The sequence below is a fragment of the Streptomyces sp. NPDC091387 genome (assembly GCF_044756945.1).
In the GTDB taxonomy this organism is placed as follows: Bacteria; Actinomycetota; Actinomycetes; order Streptomycetales; family Streptomycetaceae; genus Streptomyces.
This window is the reverse complement of record NZ_JBIVTZ010000002.1, coordinates 275,446-290,401: the sequence shown is the minus strand read 5'-3', so window position 1 is coordinate 290,401 and position 14,956 is coordinate 275,446. Positions and strand designations below refer to the sequence as shown.

Below are 14,956 nucleotides of genomic sequence, written 5' to 3'. Positions count from 1 at the left end.
GCTCACGTCACGGAGTCCGGCGCCCGCTCGGCCACGACCCGCACCAGCGGCGCCCCGTCCCCCGCCACCTGGGGGTGCGGGGGCACCAGTGCGTACGACAGGGCGAGCCGCAGCGCGAGTTCGCAGGTCACGGCCAGGGCCGCCGGGTCGCGCGGCGGGCGTCCCCCGTCCAGGGCGGCCACCGCACGGTCCCTGACCTGGCCGAGCAGTTCGGCGGGCGTCGGCGCTCCGGCATCGGCCCGGCGCTGCGCCGGTACGAGCGAGCCGGGCGGCCGGACCGGGTGGGCGGGGTGCGGTAACCGGTCCTCCCAGCAACCGGTGAGCAGCCCTCTGACCAGTGCGTTCGTCCGGGTGGAGCGGACCGTCCAGGCGGCGGTGGCAGCCAGCCTGTCGCCGGTGCCGCCGGCCGTTCCCAGCGCCTGTTCGACGCCGGCCAGATAGCCGTCGGCGGCCCGCCGGACCAGGGCGCGGGCCAGTCCGTCCTTGCTGCCGAACTCGTTGTAGAGGGTCTGCCGGGAGATCCCGGCGGCGGCTGCCACATCGACCATCCGCACGGTCGGCCAGGGCCGGGTGGTGAGGGCCGCGTGGGCGGCGTCCAGCAGTGCTTCTCGCGCTGTCGGCATCGTTGCCTCCCACGCCGGGGCCTGCGTTTCAGAGTTGACGCGCTCCCCCGCACTGTCAAGGGTTCGAACGGGCGGGAGTTCAGCGGCGTCCGGGGCCATGTGGCTCTGTTCACCGGCGGTCGATACTGTGACGGTCATGCCCGATTACCACGATGATCTGCGCCTCGCCCACGTGCTGGCGGACGCCGCCGACGCGACGACGATGGACCGGTTCAAGGCTCTGGACCTCAAGGTCGAGACGAAGCCGGACATGACGCCGGTGACCGAGGCCGACAAGGCCGCCGAGGAGCTGATCCGCGGCCACCTCCATCGGGCCCGCCCGCGCGACGCGATCCTGGGCGAGGAGTTCGGGATCGAGGGGACCGGCCCCCGCCGCTGGGTGATCGACCCGATCGACGGGACCAAGAACTACGTACGCGGTGTGCCGGTCTGGGCGACGCTGATCTCGCTGATGGAGGCCGGTGAGGACGGTTTCCGGCCGGTCGTCGGACTGGTGTCCGCGCCCGCGCTGAATCGGCGCTGGTGGGCGGCGAAGGGCGCGGGCGCGTTCTCCGGCCGCAGCCTGACCTCGGCGTCCCGGCTGCACGTGTCGAAGGTGGAGCGGATCGCCGACGCGTCGCTCGCGTACTCCTCCCTGACCGGCTGGGAGGAGCAGGGCCGGCTCGACGGCTTCATGGATCTGACCCGGGCCTGCTGGCGTACCCGCGGGTACGGGGACTTCTGGCCGTACATGATGGTCGCCGAGGGGTCGGTCGACATCTGCGCCGAGCCGGAGCTCTCGCTCTGGGACATGGCGGCGAACGCGATCATCGTGGAGGAGGCGGGCGGCCGCTTCACCAGCCTGGACGGGGTCTCCGGACCGGGCGGCGGCAACGCGGCGGCCTCGAACGGGACCCTCCACCACGAGCTGCTGGGATATCTGAATCAGCGCTACTGACGCAGGCTGGAGCGCGCCCCGGACACCACCCGTCTGAGGGGACCCCGCCGATACCGGGCCCCGCCCGGACGGCGACAGCCGTGCCGGATGCTTCAGAGGGCGTACGGAAACCACGAGGGGCGTGCCGCACCACCGCACGCCCCTCGAACGATCTTCACCACCCCTTGTTGGGGCTCCCCAACAGTGCGACTCTGAGAGTGCCCTCACTTGTGAACTTGTGAATCGGCTCACGCGGTCGCTTCACGTAGGAGGTGACTCCCTTCATGCTCGTCCGTGACGCCATGAGCACGGTGGTCCTCACCATCGGCCCGACCCACACCCTCCGCCAGGCAGCCCGGCTGATGTCGGCCCGCCGTATCGGAGCAGCCGTCGTCCACGACCCGGACATCTGCGGTCTCGGGATTCTCACCGAGCGCGACATCCTCAACGCGGTCGGATCGGGCCAGAACCCCGACCTCGAGACCGCCGCCGCCCACACCACCACCGACGTGGTCTTCGCCGCGCCGGCCTGGACCCTGGAGGAGGCGGCCGAGGCCATGACGCACGGCGGCTTCCGGCATCTGATCGTGCTGGACGGCCACGGCCCGGTCGGCGTCGTGTCGGTGCGCGACATCATCCGCTGCTGGTCACCGGCCGGACGTCATCCCGCGGAGCTGGTCGGCTGACCGGCCCACGAAAGGCCGGCCGGCCCCACACGTGGGACCGGCCGGCCGGGCAGAGCGAACCGTCAGCCGCGCAGGGCCTGGACCGCCGCTTCCAGCCGCTTGCCGAAGTCGCCGTCGGCCTGGCGGAAGTTGTTGATCGCGCGCTCGGCTATGTCGTCGCGCGAGACCTTCGAGATGAACCCGGCGAGGTTGTCGATCAGCCGGGCCTTCTCGTCCTCTGAGTAGAGCCGGTAGAGGTTGCCGGCCTGGACGAAGTCGTTGTCCTCGGCGTGCGAAGCGGCCTCGTGGGTGCCGGTGTCGCCGGTGACCGGGACGGGCTGCCACAGCGGCCTGTCCGTCTGCACCGGACCGCCGAAGCTGTTCGGCTCGTAGTTCTTCGCACCCTTGTGACGGCCGTCGTACAGGTAGCCGTCCCGGCCGTGCGTCCGCGCCTCGGCGGCGTGCGGGCGGTTCACCGGCAGGTGGTCGGCGTTGATGCCGACGCGGTAGCGGTGCGCGTCGCCGTACGCGAAGAGGCGGCCCTGGAGCATCTTGTCCGGGGACGGGCCGATGCCGGGCACGAAGTGCGCGGGGCTGAAGATCGACTGCTCGGTCTCCGCGAAGACGTTCTCCGGGTTCCGGTTGAGCTCCAGCCTGCCGATCTCGACCGGCGGGTAGTCCTCGTGCGGCCACACCTTGGTGAGGTCGAACGGGTTGAAGCGGTACGTGGCCGCCTCGGCCGCCGGCATGATCTGGACCTGCACGGTCCAGGACGGGAACTCGCCGCGCTCGATGGACTCGCGCAGATCGCGCTGGTGGCTGTCCGGGTCCTCTCCGGCGAGCTTGTTGGCGTCGTCCTGGGTGAGGTTCTTGATGCCCTGGTCGGTCTTGAAGTGGTACTTGACCCAGAAGACCTCGCCGGCCTCGTTGTTCCACTGGTAGGTGTGCGAGCCGTAGCCGTTCATGTGGCGCAGCGTGGCCGGGATGCCGCGGTCACCGAAGAGCCAGGTCACCTGGTGGGTGGACTCGGGCGACAGACCCCAGAAGTCCCAGACGTTGTCCGCCTCCTGCGAGCCGGTGTACGGGTCGCGCTTCTGGGTGTGGATGAAGTCGGGGAACTTGATGGCGTCCTTGATGAAGAACACCGGGGTGTTGTTGCCGACGAGGTCGTAGTTGCCGTCCTCGGTGTAGAACTTCAGCGCGAAGCCGCGGGGGTCACGCACCGCGTCGGCGGAGCCGAGGTTGCCCGCGACGGTCGAGAAGCGCAGGAAGGTCTCGGTCTGCTTGCCGACCTCCGAGAGGAACTTCGCACGCGTCCACTGCGATACATCGCGGGTCAGCGTGAACGTGCCGTACGCACCGGCGCCCCGGGCGTGCACGATGCGCTCCGGAATGCGCTCGCGGTTGAAGTGCGCGAGCTTCTCCATCAGCGACTGGTCCTGCACCAGCACCGGACCGCCGACGCCAGCGGTCTGGCTGTTCTGGTTGTCGGCGACCGGTGCTCCGGCCTCCGTGGTGAGCGGTCCCTGCGTCACGTGCGCCTCCTGCGTCATTCCTGCGTCTTCGTCATGTCGTCCCGGCGTGCACAGCCTGTCCCTCGGCCTACGCCGTTCCCGATCCTACAATGGACTTAGTCCAAGTCAAGCAGCCATCCAAAGTCACACGAGTTCGGAACAGGGCCCCTCCACTGTTAGGCTTGCCCTCATGAGTGACCTGCTGGAACGACTCCGTGGACGCGGCTGGCGCATGACTGCGCAGCGGCGCGTCGTGGCCGAGGTGCTCGACGGGGAGCACGTGCACCTGACGGCCGACGAGGTCCACGCGCGGGCCGTCGCCAAGCTGCCCGAGATCTCCCGCGCCACCGTCTACAACACGCTGGGCGAGATGGTGACGCTCGGCGAGGTCATCGAGGTCTCCACCGACCGCCGGGCCAAGCGGTACGACCCGAACGCGCACCACCCCCACCACCACCTGGTCTGCGCGAACTGCGGCGCCATCCGCGACGTGCACCCGGCGGGCGACCCGCTGGCGGACCTGCCGGCCGGCGAGCGCTTCGGCTTCATGATCTCCGGCGTCGAGATGACCTACCGCGGCATCTGCCCGAACTGCGCCGCGGCCGCCTGACCCCGCTTCCCCGAGAGGCTGTCGGCCGACCCCTGAGCCCCGCACCGGAGATTCCCGACGCGGGGCCTCTTCGTGCCGTGCCGGGCACTGACCCCCGCGCACCCCCTTCCCGAATCTGACGGGTCGTCATATCGTCATCGGCGATCACCGCCGCCCCGCGGCGGCTCCGCACCTCGATTGCGTACGAGGAGAGACCCGTGGGAGATCCGCACCCGAACCCACCCCCCGCACCACCGGCACCGCTGTCCACCGACGCCCCCAAACTCCGCGCCCGCTCCCTCGCCCGCTCCTTCGGACGGGGAGCCAAGGCCCTGGCCGCCCTCGGGCCGGTCGATCTCGACATCGTGCCGGGCGAGTTCGCCTGCATCGTGGGCCCCTCCGGCTGCGGCAAGTCCACCCTGCTCAGGATCGCGGCCGGACTGCTGCGCCCCAGCGCCGGCGAGCTGTCCATCCGTACGTCAGCGGCCCGGCCCGCCGCGATGATCTTCCAGGACTACGGGATCTACGACTGGAAGACCGTCCTCGCCAATGTCCGCTTCGGCCTCGACATCCAGCGCGTGCCGCGCGGGGAGGCCGACGCGCGGGCGCACGACTGGCTGTCCCGGATCGGGCTCGCCGAATTCGCCGGGGCCTACCCCGCCGCCCTGTCGGGCGGGATGCGCCAGCGGGTGGCGATCGCCCGCGCACTGGCCGTCGAACCCGAGATCCTGCTGATGGACGAGCCGTTCGCGGCGCTCGACGCCCAGTTGCGCACGATCCTCCAGGACGAGCTGCTGGAGCTCACCCAGACCACCCGCACCACCACACTCTTCATCACCCACAGCCTGGAGGAGGCGATCGTGCTCGGGGACCGGGTCCTCGTGATGTCCGCCCGCCCCGGCCGGATCATCGCCGAACACCGCCCTCCGTTCGAGCGCCCGCGCACCGGTGACATCCGTTCGACGCCGGAGTTCACCGCGCTGAAGAGCGAGTTGTGGGATCTGCTGCGCGGCGAGGTCCGCGGAGAGGCGGCCCTGGCATGAGCACCGCCGTGAAGTCCGTGAGCCGCGACGAGCAGGTACTGGTCCGCAGGCCGGGCCCGCAGGAACTGCATCCCGTACGCACCCACCGCAGACGCCGCACCCTCGAAATCGCCCTCGCCGTCGCCGTACCACTGCTCCTGGTGCTGCTCTGGCAGCTCGCCGCGGCCAGGTCCTGGATCGACGACCGCGTCTACCCCGCGCCCTCCACGATCTTCGCGGACGGCTGGGACCGGGCCGCCGACGGCGAGCTGTGGCCGGACGTGTGGGCGACGCTCAAACGGGTCCTCGGCGGCTACGCGATCGGCACGGTCGCGGGCTACGCGCTCGGCCTGCTGATGGGTTCGCTCGCCCTGGTGCGGGCAGCGCTGGAACCACTGCTCGACGCCCTGTACGTCGTACCGAAACTGGCCCTGCTGCCGGTCTTCCTCAATATGTTCGGCCTCGGCGAGGGGCCGCAGATCGCCCTGGTCGCCGCCACCGTCTTCTTCTTCGTCTGGATCTCGACCATGGCGGCCGTACTCGCCGTGCCGGTCGGCCACCGCGACGCGGGGCAGGTCTTCGGCGCCTCGCCCTGGCAGATGTTCCGGCACGTGCTCCTGCCGGCCTCGCTGCCGGCGGTACTGGTCGGCGCGCGGATCGCGGCCGGAGTAGCGGTCCTGGTCATCGTCGCGTCGGAGCAGATCGCGGCGGCCGACGGACTGGGCCACCTCATCTTCGACTCCCGGGCCCTGTTCCAGAACGATGTGATGTTCGTCGGCATCGTCTGTGTGGCGGTGCTCGGTGTCGTCTTCTCCGAGGTGGTGCGGATCGCCGGCCGGCTGCTCACCCCCTGGGCCCCGCGCGACCGCGGCCGCAGCCAGTCGTGAACGGCCCACCTCGCTCTTCGTACGGAGGCACTGTGCGCACACGTACCCCCTTCACCCGCACCGTCGTACTGGTGGCGGTATCCCTGCTCGGTGCGGCGGGCTGCGCCGGGAACGACACCTCGGACGGCGGCGGCGCCGACGCCGCGCCCCGCACCGTCAAACCCGTCGCGGGCTGCGGCACCGGAAGCTGGACCGACCCCGCGGACCTGGCGCCCGCCCGCAAGCCCGCCCGCTGCGACAAAGGGGCGCCCGCCGCCCGGCCACTGGCCAAGAAGCGGAAGATCATCCTGGCCACCGGCACCCTGAGCGCGGAGTACGTCGCACCGCTCCAGGTCGCCGTGGCCAAGGGCGAGTTCGCGAAGGAGGGCCTGGACGTCCAGCTGAAGGTGCTCCCCACCCCGGACGCCCTGCCCCTGCTCGCCAAGGGGGACGTCGACGCCCAGTGGGCGGCGCCGGAGGTCGCGGTGATGAACGGCATCAACGGCGGCTTCGACATCAAATGGGTCGCGGGCAACTTCTCTCCCGACCCGACCTCCAAGAGCGGCCTGTGGGTGCGCCTCAAGGACGGCGAGAGCGCCGACCACGTCGACATGGCCGGCCGGAAACTCGGCACGATGATCGGCAAGGGCTCGGTGATCGCCTATCCGATGGACACCTCGCTGAAGAAGCACGGCGGCGGCCTCGACAAGATCAGCTTCCAGCAGCTCGGGTCGGCAGACGTACTGACCGCCCTGCAGAACGGGGGCGTGGACTCCGCCTGGCTGCTCGACCCGATCTGGCGCAAGGTGGACGGCGACAAGAAGTACGCGTTCCTCGGCGGCCAGCCGCTCGGCGAACCGCTCGGCGGGCTTTTGTTCGGTCCGACGCTGCTGAACAAGGACCCGGACGCGGGCGTCGCCTTCCTCCGGGCCTACATCCGTACGGTGAACACCTACTTCGCCGGCGACTACAAGTCCGACCCCGCCTTCGTCACCGAACTGGCCGGGCTGATGAAGACCGACGAGGCCACCCTGCGGTCGACGCCGTCGATGCGGATGGACTGGGAGATCCGGAAGGGCACCACGGACCGGGTGCAGAAGGCGTACGCCGACTCGGGCGTCTCCTCGGGTACGCCGGTACCGGAGGAGAAGGCCGTGGACCGCGCGATGTACGGCGAAGCCGTGGGCCACAAACCCTGAACCGGACAGCCGCGTGACGGGCATGCACACTTGTGACAGGCATGCACAGAGGGCCGGATCCTTGAAGGATCCGGCCCTCTGTCTTAAGTAGCGGGGACAGGATTTGAACCTGCGACCTCTGGGTTATGAGCCCAGCGAGCTACCGAGCTGCTCCACCCCGCGTCGTTGTGATCCCCACACTACGTCACCCCTCCGGACCAGCGCAAATCACTTCCCAGCCCGCCTCCGGGGACGTCAGCCACCGCATCAGGCCCGTCGGCGACCGAGGACGGGAGCCACTTCGGGACGAGCAGCCGCATCAAGCCCGTCCGGCGATTGAGGGCGAGGCGGGGCCGAGGGCTCCGCGCCCCCGAACACCCGCCCCGGCATCGACCCCCGCACCCGCCTACGCGGTCAGCTCCTGGTGCAGCGCCTCGCGCAGCCGCGCGGCCCGCTCCGAGACCTCCGCCGGCCCCAGCTCGACCGCCCGCGCACACCACCGCTGCCCCTCGGTGAGCTCACCGCGGCGCGCGGCCAGCAGGGCGAGGCGCAGGGCCGCCCGCCCGTGCCCGTCGTTCGCGGCGCGGCTCCACCACAGCGCGGCCTCGCGCTCACTGCCCTCGCGGGCGAGCAGCAGACCGAGGTTGAAGGCCCCGTTGCGGCTGCCCGCCTCGGCCGCCTCCCGGTACCAACGGCCGGCGCTCTCCACGTCGCCCCGGGCCGCGGCGAGCATCCCGACGCGCACCTGGGCCCGGCGGTGGCCCTGCTCGGCCGCACGCTCGTACCACTCCTCGCACTCGGTCTTCTCCGGCATCGGCTCGCCCAGGGCGGGCGGTCCCGGCGGCGGCTGCCGCGAGTCCAGCACCCCCGCCAGCCGGAAGGCCGCTTCCGCGCTGCCCCCACCGGCGGCGCAGCGCAGGTGCCGCTCGGCCTCCCGCTCCTCGCCGTGGTGCAGCAGCGCCATGCCGACCTGGAGCGCGGCCTCGGTGTGGCCGGCCGCCGCGGCGCGCTCGTACCAGAGCAGGGCGGCCCGGTCCTCGTCGCGCCCGGCGTGCAGGATGCCGAGGTTGAACGCGGCGTCGACGCTGCCCGCCTCGGCCGCCTTGGAGAACCAGGGCTCCGCACCGGTCGCGTCGCCCGCCTGGAGCAGGAGCACGGCCAGTGCGTTGGCGGCCTCCCGGTGGCCGGCGTACGCGGCGCGCCGGTACCACTGCTCGGCCTGGGCCGTACGGTCCTGGGCCGCGCAGAGCAGCCCCAGGTTGTACGCGCCGTTGACGTCACCGGCGTCCATGGCCGCGCGGTACCAGCGCTCGGCGGTCTGCTGCTCGCCGCGGGCCGCGTGCAGCGCGCCGAGGGCGTTGGCGGCGTTGCCGTCGCCGTCTTGGGCGGCGCGCAGCCACCACACGGCCGCGCTCTCCCGGTCGCCCGCGTCGCGGAGCAGGAAGCCGAGCGCGCACGCGGCCCGCGCCTCGCCCGCCTTGGCCGAGATGAGGTACCAGCGGCCGGCCTCCTTCAGCTCGCCGCGCTGTTCCAGAATGGCGCCGAGATGCAGGGCGGCGCGCCGGTGGCCGCGCGCGGCGGCCTGCCGGTACCACTGCTCGGCCTCGCCGACCCGGCCCGCCTCGGGTCCGGCGACCGGGCTGTCGTCCTTGCGGGCGGCCACCCGGCGCCGGCCGGTGCCGGTCGCGCCGCCCGTTCCGGTGCGGGGGCCGAGTCCGGGGCGGCCGAACGCGTCGTGCGCGTCGTCCGCCGCGTTGCGCTCCACCAGGCGCGCCAGCCGGTACGCGGCCTCGCGGTGCCCCTGCTCGGCCGCGGCGCGCAGCCAGCGCTCCGCGCCGACGTCGCTGCGGTGTTCCAGCAGTTCGGCGAGGGCGTACGCGCCCAGCGCGTGGCCCTGCTCGGCGGACTGGCGCAGCCAGTACTCGGCGCCGGGCTCGTCGCCGCGCTCGCGGTAGTGGCGCCCGAGGGCGTGCGCGGCCGCGGCGGAGCCGGCGACGGCCGCGATCCGCCACCAGTCGGCGGCCTCGTCCGGGTACCCGCGCTGGTGCAGCAGCACCCCGAGGTTGTTAGCCGCGGCACGGTCGCCCTCAGCGGTCGCCGCACGCAGGTAGGTCTCGGCGCCGGCCAGGTCGCCCCGGCGCAGCAACAGCGCGCCGAGTACGCTCATCGACGCCGTGTCTCCGGCGTCGGCGGCACGACGGTGACGCGCCTCGCTCTCGGCGTTGTCCGCACTCTCTGCGGTCTCCGCGCCCTCGGCGTTCTCCACGCCGTCCGCGGACTCTGCGGTCTCTGCACTTTCGACGGTCGCGGCACACTCCGCAGTCTCGGCGGTCTCGATGTAGTCGTTGTACCGTGCGGCGGCGGCAAATGCCACATCCATCACGTTTTCCGCCGGATGGGCGTGACGCTGAACAAACCGCCCTGTCTCCAACAGAGTTGCCCTGTCCCCCATAAATACCATCGTCGCACCACCTGTAACCCGCGTACACCTGGTATATCGCGGACAGTGAGGTCACTTCAGCGTTTTGTCGACTTGCCCACAGAGAGACAAGTCAAGCATGTCTCTACTCAACTGGTGCCCCATGAACCGCACTTCACGCTCACTGCACAGAAAAGTCACGGCGGCACGGCGAAGGCCCGGATCCTCGAAAGGATCCGGGCCTTCGTCTTTCAGTAGCGGGGACAGGATTTGAACCTGCGACCTCTGGGTTATGAGCCCAGCGAGCTACCGAGCTGCTCCACCCCGCGCCGTTGTGTTCAAACCGTACCACGGCGCGAAGGTGAAGCTTTACCGAGTCACTCAGCCACCGCTGTCGGAACTCGCGGAGCTGTCCTGCTTATCGCCCTTGTCAGGCTTGCCGGTGCTGCCGGACTTGGGCTGGGCGGCCGCCGCCCGCTGCAAGGCGTCCTGCAGATCCGTCTGAGCCTTGCCGTAGGCGGTCCAGTCCTGCTTCTTCAGGGCTGCCTCGCCTTCCGTATAGGCCTTCTGCGCATCGGCGATCGCCTTCTTGAGCGCGGCGTCGCCGGTGGCCGGCGGCTCCGTGGTGTCACCCGGTGGCGTGGTCTCCGCCGGTGGTCTGCTCGTATCGGATTCGTCCACCCCGAAGACCGCGTTGAGCGCCTCTCCGAGACTGTTCTCGAAGACGATCTTCGACCCGTACGAGGCGGCGACCTTGCGCAGCAGCGGATAGTTCTGCGTGCCACCGCGCGTGTACACCGGCTCGATGTAGAGGAAGCCCCCTTCGAGTGGCACCGTCAGCAGGTTGCCGTACTCGATGTCGGAGTCGGTGCCCTTGAGGTTTCTCACGAACTCGGCGACGTCGTCGTTGCCGTTGAGCTCACTCTGTACCTGGCCGGGACCCTTCACCGTGGTGGTGACTCTCAGCAGTCTTATCGTGCCGTAGTCCTTGCTGGACGCATCGGCGTCCACCGCCATGAACGCCCCCAGGTCGGGCCGCCCCTTGGGAGTGAACGTCGTCGTCAGCGAGAACTTCTGAGCCGTCTGGTCCGGCATCTTTATGCTCAGGTAGTACGGCGGGACGGCACCGGACTCCTTGTTGGTCGGGTCGTCCGGGACCTGCCACGCGTCACTGCCGCTGTAGAACTGGGCGGGGTTCTCCACGTGGTAGCGGGTCAGCAGCTCGCGCTGCACCTTGAACAGGTCCTGCGGATACCGCAGGTGGTCCATGAGCTCCTGCGGGATGTCCGTCCTGGGCTGGACGGTGCCGGGGAAGGCCTTGCGCCAGGTCTTGAGGATCGGGTCCTCGGTGTCCCACTCGTACAGCTTGACCTTGCCGTCGTACGCGTCGACGGTGGCCTTCACCGAGTTGCGGATGTAGTTGACCTGGTTCTGCTGGGCGACGACCGCGCGCTGGTTGGTGGTCAGCGAGTCGGCCGTGGTGTCACCCAGCGTCGTGCGCGAGGCGTACGGGTAGCCGTTGGTCGTGGTGTACGCGTCGACGACCCACTGGATGCGGCCATTGACCACGGCCGGGTAGGCGTCGCCGTCGATGGTCAGCCAGGGAGCGACCGCCTCGACCCGCTCCTTGGGGGTGCGGTTGTACAGGATCCGCGAGCCGTCACCGATGGCTCCCGAGTACAGGATCTGCGGTTCGCTGAACGCCACCGCGTAGGCGGCGCGGTTGAACGCGCTGGAGAGACTGACCCCGCTCTTGCCCTTGTAGCTGGTGGTCTTCTCGCCGTCCTCCTCGTAGTCGAGCTCCTTCTGGGGCCCGCCGACGATGGAGTACTGCTCGGTCTTCTCGCCGTAGTAGATCTCTTGCTGGTACGAGCCCAGCTCACCGGTGGTCGGCAGTCCTGACTCGGTGAAGTCGGGAGACCCCTTCGGGTTCTTGCCGGTCGTGGTGCCCCGGGCGGCGATCGCACCGTAGCCGTGGGTGTAGGTGAAGTGGTCGTTGATCCAGTTGCGCTTGGGGATGCCGTCCAGGTTGAGCTCGCGCAGACCGATGACCGTGTCCTGCTCCTTGCCGGACTCGTCCTTGTAGCGGTCGACATCCAGCGTCTTGGGGAACTGGTAGTAGTTCCTCTTCTGCTGGAGCTGCTGGAAGGCCGGGGAGACGACGTTCGGGTCCATCACCCGGTAGCTGGCCGCCGCGTCCGCGCCGGCGCGGAGCTTCGTCTCGTCGTCCGTGGTGCTCTTGCCCGCGTAGTCGTCGACCTGGGCGTTGTCGATGTCGTACGCGTCGCGCGTGGCCTCGATGTTCTTCCGGATGAACGGGGCTTCCTTGGCCTGCTCGTTCGGCTGGACCTGGAACTTCTGCACGATGGCGGGGTAGAGCCCGCCGATCAGGATCGCGGAGAGGACCATCAGCCCGAATCCGATCACCGGAAGCTGCCAGGTGCGGCGCCAGAGCGTCGCGAAGAACAACACGGCACAGATCGCGGCGATGCAGAACAGGATGGTCTTCGCCGGGAGGTAGGCGTTGGCGTCGACGTACCGCAGGCCCGTCCAGTTGTCCGTGGCCTTGAAGTCACTGGACTTCACGGCGAGCCCGTAGCGGTCGAGCCAGTACGCCACGGCCTTCAGCGCGACGAAGATGCCGAGCAGCACCGAGAGGTGACCGGTGGCCGCCCCCGTCGCCCGCGCGCCGGGGCTGGTGATGCGCAGCCCGCCGTACAGGTAGTGGGTCAGCGCGGCGGCGACCAGCGAGAGCACCGTGGCCGCGAAGCCGAAGCCCAGCAGGAAGCGGTACCAGGGCAGGTCGAAGGCGAAGAAGGACACGTCCAGATGGAACTGGGGGTCCTTCTGCCCGAACGACACGCCGTTCACGTACATCAGCCAGGTACGCCACTGGCCGGAGGAGGACGCTCCGGCGATCAGACCGACGAGCGCGGTGATCGCGAGCAGCACCCACTTCTTGTACGGGGCGAGACTCATCCGGTAGCGGTCCAGGCTCTGCTGCTCCAGCGACATCGCGCTCAGCGGCGGCCGGAGCCGGTGCGCGAGCCAGATGTTCACCCCGACAGCGATGGCCATCAGGAGTCCGAAGACGAGGAACAGCCCGATCTTGGTCCACAGGGTCGTGGTGAAGACGGATGAATACGCGACCGACCTGTACCAGAGCCAGTCCGTCCAGAACCCCGCGAACATGACGAACGCCATGGCGAGAATCGCCAGGACGCCCAGTGTCATCAGCAGGGTTCGGGCGCGCCGGGACGGGCGGCCGACTCTGATCCGTGGCCCTGTCGGGCCTCCGCCGCGGTCCGGCATCTGGAAAGCCAACGTGCGCACCTCAAAGTTCGCGGTCGTGTTGAAGGGGCCCCGCGATCGTAGAGCCCACCTATGCAACTTACTGAGGCTTTACCTAGTTCCCGTTCCCGGGGCGGAAGGAGGCAGGATGTTGTCCATGTCCAACGTTTCCCCCTCAGGCCCTCCGATGGCCGCGAGCCCGCTCACCGTCGCGGTGCTCGAAATCGACGAATACATCTCCGGTCTCGGCTGGGATCAGCCAGCCCGGCTGTTCGCCCTCGTCGACACCGCCCGGCTGCGGGTCCAGGAGCCGGGCCTCGCCGCCCAGCTCGGTCTCGACGGCGACGGCTCGAAGGCCGCCGCACTCACCCCTATTGAGCAGGAGGAGCTTCCCGCAGGTACCGCGCTGGATGAGTTCCTCGCGACGATCGCCTGGCCCGACGCGGTGGTCGGGTGCGCGATGACGGTGGAGCGGCTGATGCTGCCGCCGTCCGCCGAGGCCTCCGTACCGGACGGTCTCGACGACACCCAGCTGACCCAGTGGGTCGCCAAGCACCCCGACCGCCAGGAGGTGCGGATGACCGTGGCCGTCCTGCGGGACGGTGCGCGGGAGTCGGCCGTGCGGCTGCGGGAGAAGGACTCGCCGAACGACGTGCTGACCGGGGCCGGTCTGGTGCCGGGGCTGGCCGAGGCACTGGCCGCGACCTTCGAGTCCTGACCCCGCCGCCGCGGGGACGCGGTCAGCCCGTCGAGCAGCTCGGCAGGCCGGCCGTGTCCCCCGAGCGGATCCTGTCCAGGGACTTCTTCGCGTCGCTGATCGTCTTCACCCGCACCAGGGTGAGTCCGTCGGGGGTGTCGGAGGCGGCCGACTTGCAGTTCTCGGTCGGGGTCAGGAAGTAGCGGGCGCCTGCGTTGCGCGCGCCGACCAGCTTCATGTTGATGCCGCCGATCGGGCCGACCTTGCCCTTGTCGTCGATCGTCCCGGTGCCCGCGACGAACTTGCCGCCGGTCAGCTGTCCCGGGGTGAGCTTGTCGACGATGCCGAGGGAGAACATCAGACCGGCGCTCGGGCCGCCCACGTCGGCGAGCTTGATGTCGATCTCGAACGGGAAGGTGTGGTCCGTTCCCGCCTGGATGCCGACGATCGCGCGGTTCTCCTTGGGGGCCTTCTCGGTGGTGAGGGTGATCTTCTCGGTGCCCTCGGGCTCCTTGCCGGCCTTCTCGGCCGCCGCCGCGGTCTTGGCCGGGATGACCGTGAAGGTGACGTCCTGGCCGGGCTTGTGCCGGGTGACGAGCTTCGCGACGTCCTCTGGCTGCTTGACCGCGGTGCCGTCGACGGCCTTGATCACGTCACCGGCGTGCAGCTTGCCCTGCGAGGGGCTGTCCTTGATGACCGTGGAGACGACGACCCGTGACGACACCGGAATGCCCAGTTCGGTGAGGGCCGCGACCTTGGCGCTCTCCTGGGACTGGCTGAACTCCTCGGCGTTCTCCTGCGTCGACTGCTGCTCGGTCTTGCCGTCCGGGTAGAGCGTGTCGTGCGGTACGACGAGACTGTCGTGCCCCAGCCACCCGTAGACGGCCTCGACGAGGTTCATGTTGTAGTCGGCGCCCGTCACCCTGACCGTCGTCATGTTGAGATGCCCGGACGTCTTGTACGTCTTGCGCCCCTTGATCTGCAGGACGGGCTCGCCGTCGACCTCACCGAGCGTGTTCACGGTCGGCCCGGGGGACATCTCCGAGTACGGAACCTTGATCAGCACACCTGCGCAGAGCAGCGCGATCAGAACCAGGGTGGAGGCGAGCATCGTCGCGGTGCGGCGTGGCATGGAACGACAGTACGGGAAGGGTCTGTCTGTGCACCGCCGGGGCC

Annotated in this window: 12 protein-coding genes and 2 tRNA genes; 7 read left to right on the top strand and 7 right to left on the bottom strand. The window is 69.9% G+C overall.

What is annotated here, in order from left to right; translation table 11 throughout:
* Window positions 1–2 precede the first annotated feature (2 nt).
* The gene (locus ACIQM0_RS05600) at window positions 3–623 is read right to left on the bottom strand and encodes a TetR/AcrR family transcriptional regulator (protein WP_401283784.1); all 621 of its coding nucleotides are present in this window, start codon (window positions 621–623) and stop codon (window positions 3–5) included.
* A gap of 136 nt (window positions 624–759) precedes the next feature.
* Here ACIQM0_RS05600 and hisN point away from each other — a divergent pair, with 136 nt between their 5' ends.
* Both hisN and ACIQM0_RS05590 read left to right on the top strand, forming a co-directional pair.
* Window positions 760–1,560, top strand: a complete 801-nt coding sequence (gene hisN, locus ACIQM0_RS05595) for a histidinol-phosphatase (RefSeq protein WP_401283782.1) — start codon at window positions 760–762, stop codon at window positions 1,558–1,560.
* Window positions 1,561–1,823: 263 nt separating this feature from the next.
* Window positions 1,824–2,225 carry a cyclic nucleotide-binding/CBS domain-containing protein gene (locus ACIQM0_RS05590; protein ID WP_401283780.1) on the top strand — a complete coding sequence of 134 codons (402 nt, stop codon included), beginning with the start codon at window positions 1,824–1,826 and terminating at the stop codon, window positions 2,223–2,225.
* Between the two features lie 62 nt (window positions 2,226–2,287).
* On the opposite strand, the gene ACIQM0_RS05585 is transcribed toward ACIQM0_RS05590, so the two are convergent.
* On the bottom strand, window positions 2,288–3,757 hold the full coding sequence (locus ACIQM0_RS05585) for a catalase (protein ID WP_362957369.1): 1,470 nt from the start codon (window positions 3,755–3,757) through the stop codon (window positions 2,288–2,290).
* Window positions 3,758–3,908: 151 nt separating this feature from the next.
* Between ACIQM0_RS05585 and ACIQM0_RS05580 the strand changes: the two genes are divergently transcribed.
* From ACIQM0_RS05580 to ACIQM0_RS05565, 4 genes are all read left to right on the top strand, one after another.
* Window positions 3,909–4,328 (top strand): Fur family transcriptional regulator, encoded by a 420-nt coding sequence (locus ACIQM0_RS05580; RefSeq protein ID WP_363025767.1) that lies wholly within the window; start codon window positions 3,909–3,911, stop codon window positions 4,326–4,328.
* A gap of 197 nt (window positions 4,329–4,525) precedes the next feature.
* A complete protein-coding gene (locus tag ACIQM0_RS05575; protein WP_401283778.1) occupies window positions 4,526–5,350 on the top strand; it encodes an ABC transporter ATP-binding protein in 825 nt (274 codons plus the stop codon).
* Window positions 5,347–6,216, top strand: a complete 870-nt coding sequence (locus ACIQM0_RS05570) for an ABC transporter permease (protein ID WP_401283776.1) — start codon at window positions 5,347–5,349, stop codon at window positions 6,214–6,216. The genes ACIQM0_RS05575 and ACIQM0_RS05570 overlap by 4 nt, the downstream gene beginning before the upstream one ends.
* A 32-nt stretch (window positions 6,217–6,248) precedes the next feature.
* Complete coding sequence (locus ACIQM0_RS05565) at window positions 6,249–7,394, top strand: ABC transporter substrate-binding protein (protein WP_401283775.1); 1,146 nt, start codon at window positions 6,249–6,251, stop codon at window positions 7,392–7,394.
* An 88-nt stretch (window positions 7,395–7,482) separates the two neighbouring features.
* On the opposite strand, the gene ACIQM0_RS05560 is transcribed toward ACIQM0_RS05565, so the two are convergent.
* The 4 genes from ACIQM0_RS05560 to ACIQM0_RS05545 form a co-directional block, all read right to left on the bottom strand.
* A tRNA-Met gene (locus tag ACIQM0_RS05560) sits at window positions 7,483–7,556 on the bottom strand.
* Between the two features lie 223 nt (window positions 7,557–7,779).
* A complete protein-coding gene (locus tag ACIQM0_RS05555) occupies window positions 7,780–9,834 on the bottom strand; it encodes a sel1 repeat family protein (protein ID WP_401283773.1) in 2,055 nt (684 codons plus the stop codon).
* Between the two features lie 213 nt (window positions 9,835–10,047).
* Window positions 10,048–10,121, bottom strand: a tRNA-Met gene (locus ACIQM0_RS05550).
* 52 nt (window positions 10,122–10,173) lie between these two features.
* Complete coding sequence (locus tag ACIQM0_RS05545; RefSeq protein WP_401284163.1) at window positions 10,174–13,104, bottom strand: UPF0182 family protein; 2,931 nt, start codon at window positions 13,102–13,104, stop codon at window positions 10,174–10,176.
* A gap of 127 nt (window positions 13,105–13,231) precedes the next feature.
* On the opposite strand from ACIQM0_RS05545, the gene ACIQM0_RS05540 reads away from it, so the two are divergent.
* On the top strand, window positions 13,232–13,801 hold the full coding sequence (locus tag ACIQM0_RS05540) for a PPA1309 family protein (protein ID WP_363025760.1): 570 nt from the start codon (window positions 13,232–13,234) through the stop codon (window positions 13,799–13,801).
* A 22-nt stretch (window positions 13,802–13,823) separates the two neighbouring features.
* On the opposite strand, the gene ACIQM0_RS05535 is transcribed toward ACIQM0_RS05540, so the two are convergent.
* Window positions 13,824–14,912: a PDZ domain-containing protein gene (locus ACIQM0_RS05535; protein WP_401283771.1), complete on the bottom strand. Its 1,089-nt coding sequence runs from the start codon at window positions 14,910–14,912 to the stop codon at window positions 13,824–13,826.
* Between the last annotated feature and the right edge of the window lie 44 nt (window positions 14,913–14,956).